4 protein-coding genes are annotated in these 4,683 nt (G+C 50.4%); 3 read left to right on the forward strand and 1 reads right to left on the reverse strand.

Features of this window, described 5'->3' with window-relative positions; genetic code table 11:
* Window positions 1–40: 40 nt before the first annotated feature.
* Entirely contained in the window at window positions 41–271 is a 231-nt protein-coding gene (locus SFV55_RS14045) for a hypothetical protein (protein WP_320030144.1), read from the reverse strand.
* Window positions 272–415: 144 nt separating this feature from the next.
* Between SFV55_RS14045 and SFV55_RS30210 the strand changes: the two genes are divergently transcribed.
* From SFV55_RS30210 to kdpB, 3 genes are all read left to right on the forward strand, one after another.
* Window positions 416–496, forward strand: a complete 81-nt coding sequence (locus tag SFV55_RS30210; RefSeq protein ID WP_413776708.1) for a potassium-transporting ATPase subunit F — start codon at window positions 416–418, stop codon at window positions 494–496.
* Window positions 497–529: 33 nt separating this feature from the next.
* Window positions 530–2,248, forward strand: coding sequence for a potassium-transporting ATPase subunit KdpA (gene kdpA, locus SFV55_RS14050; protein ID WP_320030145.1), 1,719 nt, complete (start codon window positions 530–532; stop codon window positions 2,246–2,248).
* Window positions 2,249–2,490: 242 nt separating this feature from the next.
* Window positions 2,491–4,527, forward strand: coding sequence for a potassium-transporting ATPase subunit KdpB (gene kdpB, locus SFV55_RS14055; protein WP_320030146.1), 2,037 nt, complete (start codon window positions 2,491–2,493; stop codon window positions 4,525–4,527).
* Window positions 4,528–4,683 lie beyond the last annotated feature (156 nt).

The raw sequence follows: 4,683 nt of genomic DNA on the forward strand, positions 1-4,683 counted from the left end.
CTTTTTATTCTCTTATCTTTAATATCCTCAAAACGAGCAATTAAAGATTGGAGTTGCGCTGATTGAATTCTTTCTCCCATTGACTTTTTCCAAAGCTAGGGCTTCTCATCCTTTTTTCCAATTTTAATGCGTTTGCCCTGGCGTTGTCCCCACCCTTCCATTTCCGCATACCCATTTCCATTTCTGCACGGTTTTCGACTGCCCAGTTCTTTCCAAAAACTCCCATCTCTCTGATTTTCAACCCGAAAATCGCCTGCCATTTTCCTGGCATCAATTTTGGCCTTACCGCTACGTATCAAAATCCAAACGTATGGACACGCTCATTGCAGCAGCATTATTGATTGCGGGCTTGATTTGTTTCGCCCTCTTTTTCTGGGTCACCGACCGATTTGATCACATTTAAATCCACAACGCCATGTTCATCGCACTGTTCATCCTTTGTTTACTGGTGTTTGGGTACCTGATTTACGTACTGTTGAAGCCAGAAAAATTCTAATTCCACCTCTGAGTTTGTTTAAATTCAATCAAAATGAATACCAACTTATTTGGCGTAATCGCCATCCTGGCCTTGAGCGTTGGTTTAGCCATTCCGCTGGGCCGGTACATGGCCAAGGTTTACCGAGGCGAACCAGTCTGGACAGATTTTATGCGTCCGCTGGAACGTCTGTTGCATCGCATTGGTGGAGTCAATCCACAAGAAGAAATGAGCTGGCAACGCTTTTTGCGCGCCCTGGTTACCATCAACCTGTTGTGGTTTGTATATGGGTTCATCATGCTGCTTTACCAGGGCAATTTGCCTTTTAATCCAGACGGTAACCCCAATATGAGCCCTGATTTGGCCTTCAATACGGTCATCAGTTTCGTGGTCAATTGTAACCTGCAACACTATTCTGGCGAAACCGGAATGTCCTACCTTAGCCAGGTAGCGGTGGTGATGTTTTTCCAATTTGTCAGTGCAGCCACGGGTATGGCAGCCCTGGCTGGCGTGTACAAAGCCATGAAGGAAAAACAATCAGGCACCATCGGCAACTTTTACAATTATTTCGTCTTGAGCATCACCCGGGTATTATTGCCTTTGTCCATTGTAGTTGCACTGGCACTGGCCGCAAGTGGTACGCCCATGACGATGGATGGAAAAATAACCTTAACTACACTGCAAGGGATTGAACAGAGTATATCCCAAGGCCCAGCCGCTGCCATGATTGCCATCAAACAGTTGGGAACCAATGGTGGCGGTTTTTTTGGGGTCAACTCGGCCCACCCCCTGGAAAATCCCAACTTCCTCAGCAACATCCTGCAAACCGTTTCCATTCTGCTCATCCCCATGGCGATGGTTTTTGCCCTGGGGTATTACCTGCGGCGGCGACGCCTGGCCTGGGTGATTTTTGGGGTGATGTCAATTGGCTTTTTGAGCTTTGTAGTCGGTACCATTCGCGCGGAAACTGCTGGCAACCCGGCCATCAGCGCCCTGGGAATCGATCAGAGCCTGGGCAGTATGGAAGGCAAAGAAATCCGCCTGGGGGCCGAAGCCTCCGCGCTTTGGGGGATCGCCACCACTGCGACTTCCAATGGTTCGGTCAACTCCATGCACGACAGTATGACCCCCTTCAGCGGCTTTTTACAAATGCTAGACATGATGATCAACGCCCTCTATGGTGGAGTCGGAGTGGGGTTGCTCAACTACTACATTTTTATCATTGTGGCGGTGTTTATCAGTGGCCTGATGGTAGGGCGCACGCCGGAATTATTGGGCAAAAAAGTAGAAATCCGGGAAATGAAAATCGCCACCCTGATCACCTTGTTGCACCCTTTCCTGATTCTGGTGGGTACGGCCTTGAGCAGTTATTTAGTGGTGCATCACCCGGATTTGGATTGGGCGGTAAAACCCGGCAACTGGTTGAACAACCCCGGCAATCACGGTTTCAGCGAACTATTGTACGAGTATACTTCTGCTTCGGCCAACAACGGCAGTGGTTTTGAAGGCCTGGGCGACAACAACTTTTTCTGGAATTTCAGCACGGGTATTGTACTCATTTTGGGGCGTTATTTGCCGATCATTGGCCCGGTAGCCATCGCGGGTTTGTTGGCTCAAAAGCAGTACATCCCGGAAAGTTCGGGTACGCTGCGAGTGGATACACCTACGTTTGGGGTGATGACTTTTGCGGTGATTTTTATTGTTGCGGCCTTGTCCTTCTTCCCCGCTTTGGCACTTGGGCCATTGGCTGAGTACTTTTCGTTGGGGCATTAAGCAATGTACAAAAACACATTTTTATGGGTTGAATCCAGTGTTGTGCTTTTGCCTCAGAACCCCCGACCCCTGGAAGGGGAGTACATTTTAGGCAATTTAGAGTCCAACCTTTTATTCGAGAAAAAGGTAGGATTTCGATCTAACGTAAGCTGTACTCCCCTTCCAGGGGTCGGGGGTTCTGAAGCGGACGAAAAGTACCCAAATCAACCACTATACCTTCATTTTTCTAATTCTTGTAACTCATGTCAAACCAACATAAAAGCGCTTCCCTTTTTGCAGTCGAACTACTCCGCCCGGCTTTAGTGGAAGCCTTTCGCAAACTCAATCCTGTGCTACTCTACCGCAACCCCGTCATGTTCACCGTAGAGCTTGGCACCGCCATCATGCTCGTCATGACCATCTACTCCCTGCTCAGCGGGGACAGCAGCCAGGGTAGTTTTGGATACAACTTGATGGTTTTCATCGTCCTGTTTCTGACGGTTTTGTTCGCCAACTTTGCCGAAGCCATCGCTGAAGCGCGCGGCAAAGCCCAGGCCGAATCCCTGCGTAAAACCCGCGAGGATACCCCCGCCAAAGTGTTGCGCAATGGCAAACAGGAAATGCTCAGTTCATCCGCCCTCAAAAAAGGTGACATTTTCCTTTGCGAAGCAGGCGACACCATTCCCATGGACGGCGAAATCATCGAAGGCCTGGCTACCATTGACGAATCGGCCATCACCGGAGAATCCGCGCCCGTGATTCGGGAAGCAGGAGGTGATAAAAGCAGCGTCACCGGGGGCACCAAGGTGCTTTCTGACCGCATCAAAGTGGAAGTAACCACCCAACCCGGAGAATCCTTTTTGGACAAAATGATCGCCCTGGTGGAAGGGGCTTCCCGCCAAAAAACACCCAACGAAATTGCACTGACCGTATTGCTGGCTGGCTTCACCTTGATCTTCATTATGGTTTGTGTGACTTTAAAGCCGTTTGGGGACTATGCGGGCACACCGATTACCATAGCCGCTTTTGTTGCCCTCTTTGTCTGTTTGATTCCGACTACCATTGGCGGCCTTTTGTCGGCGATTGGTGTTGCGGGCATGGATCGGGCCTTGCGAGCCAACGTCATCACCAAATCGGGTAAAGCGGTAGAAACTGCGGGCGACATCGACGTGTTGCTCCTCGATAAAACGGGTACCATCACCATCGGTAACCGCAAAGCCACCCGCTTCTACCCTGCTCCCGGGGTGGATCAAGGCGATTTCATCAAAGCTTGTGTGCTAAGTTCATTGGCGGATGATACCCCTGAAGGCAAAAGTATCCTGGAATTGGCTGGTGAAAATGTAGTCAAAAATGCCAGCATTATGGGCGCGCAATTGATCAAGTTTACTGCTGAAACCCGCACCAGTGGGGTGATTCTGAGTGATCAAACCGACATTCGCAAGGGCGCTCAAGATGCGATTTTACGCCTGGCCCAACAAGCGGGCAATACCTTTCCTCCTGAGACCAGCCAAACGGTCAAAGACATTTCTAACAATGGTGGAACCCCGCTGGTAGTCGCCCAAAACGGCCATGTGCTTGGAGTCATTGAATTGCAGGACATCATCAAACCCGGTATCCGCGAACGTTTTGAACGCCTGCGGCGCATGGGGGTAAAAACCGTGATGGTCACCGGAGACAACCCACTCACTGCCAAGTACATTGCCGAAAAAGCCGGAGTCGATGACTTCATCGCCGAAGCCAAGCCCGAAGACAAACTGGCCTACATCCGTCGCGAGCAAGCCGATGGCCGCCTCGTAGCCATGATGGGCGACGGTACCAACGATGCGCCAGCCCTGGCGCAAGCAGACGTAGGGGTAGCCATGAACAGTGGTACCCAAGCGGCCAAAGAAGCGGGCAACATGGTGGACCTGGACAATGACCCCACCAAACTCATCGAGGTGATTGAAATTGGCAAACAGTTGCTGATCACCCGGGGCACCCTGACCACCTTCAGCATCGCCAACGACGTGGCCAAGTATTTTGCCATCGTCCCGGCTTTGTTTATGGCTTCATTGCCAGCCTTGCAGTCGCTGAACATCATGGGCTTGAACAGCCCGGAAAGTGCCATTTTGTCGGCGGTGATTTTTAATGCCATCATCATTCCGATGCTAATTCCGTTGGCATTGCGAGGGGTGGCTTATCGTCCGATTGGGGCGGAGGCCTTGTTGCGGCGCAATTTGTTGGTGTATGGTGTGGGTGGAGTGGTTTTGCCCTTCATTGGCATCAAGTTGATCGACCTTTTGGTGGCGATCTGGTTTTAATCATCTTCTAACACAAACCCCGAAGGGTAGGGTGTTCAGAATTGGGAAAAAAGTTCCCCCCGTTTTACCTTTGAAAAGGTTCAAAACGAAGGGAACGTGAAAATAAGTCAAGCTAAAGATATTCCAAAGGGATGGAAAATCAAAGCGATAGAGCGG

The organism is Haliscomenobacter sp. (assembly GCF_033763495.1).
Taxonomy (GTDB): domain Bacteria; phylum Bacteroidota; class Bacteroidia; order Chitinophagales; family Saprospiraceae; genus Haliscomenobacter.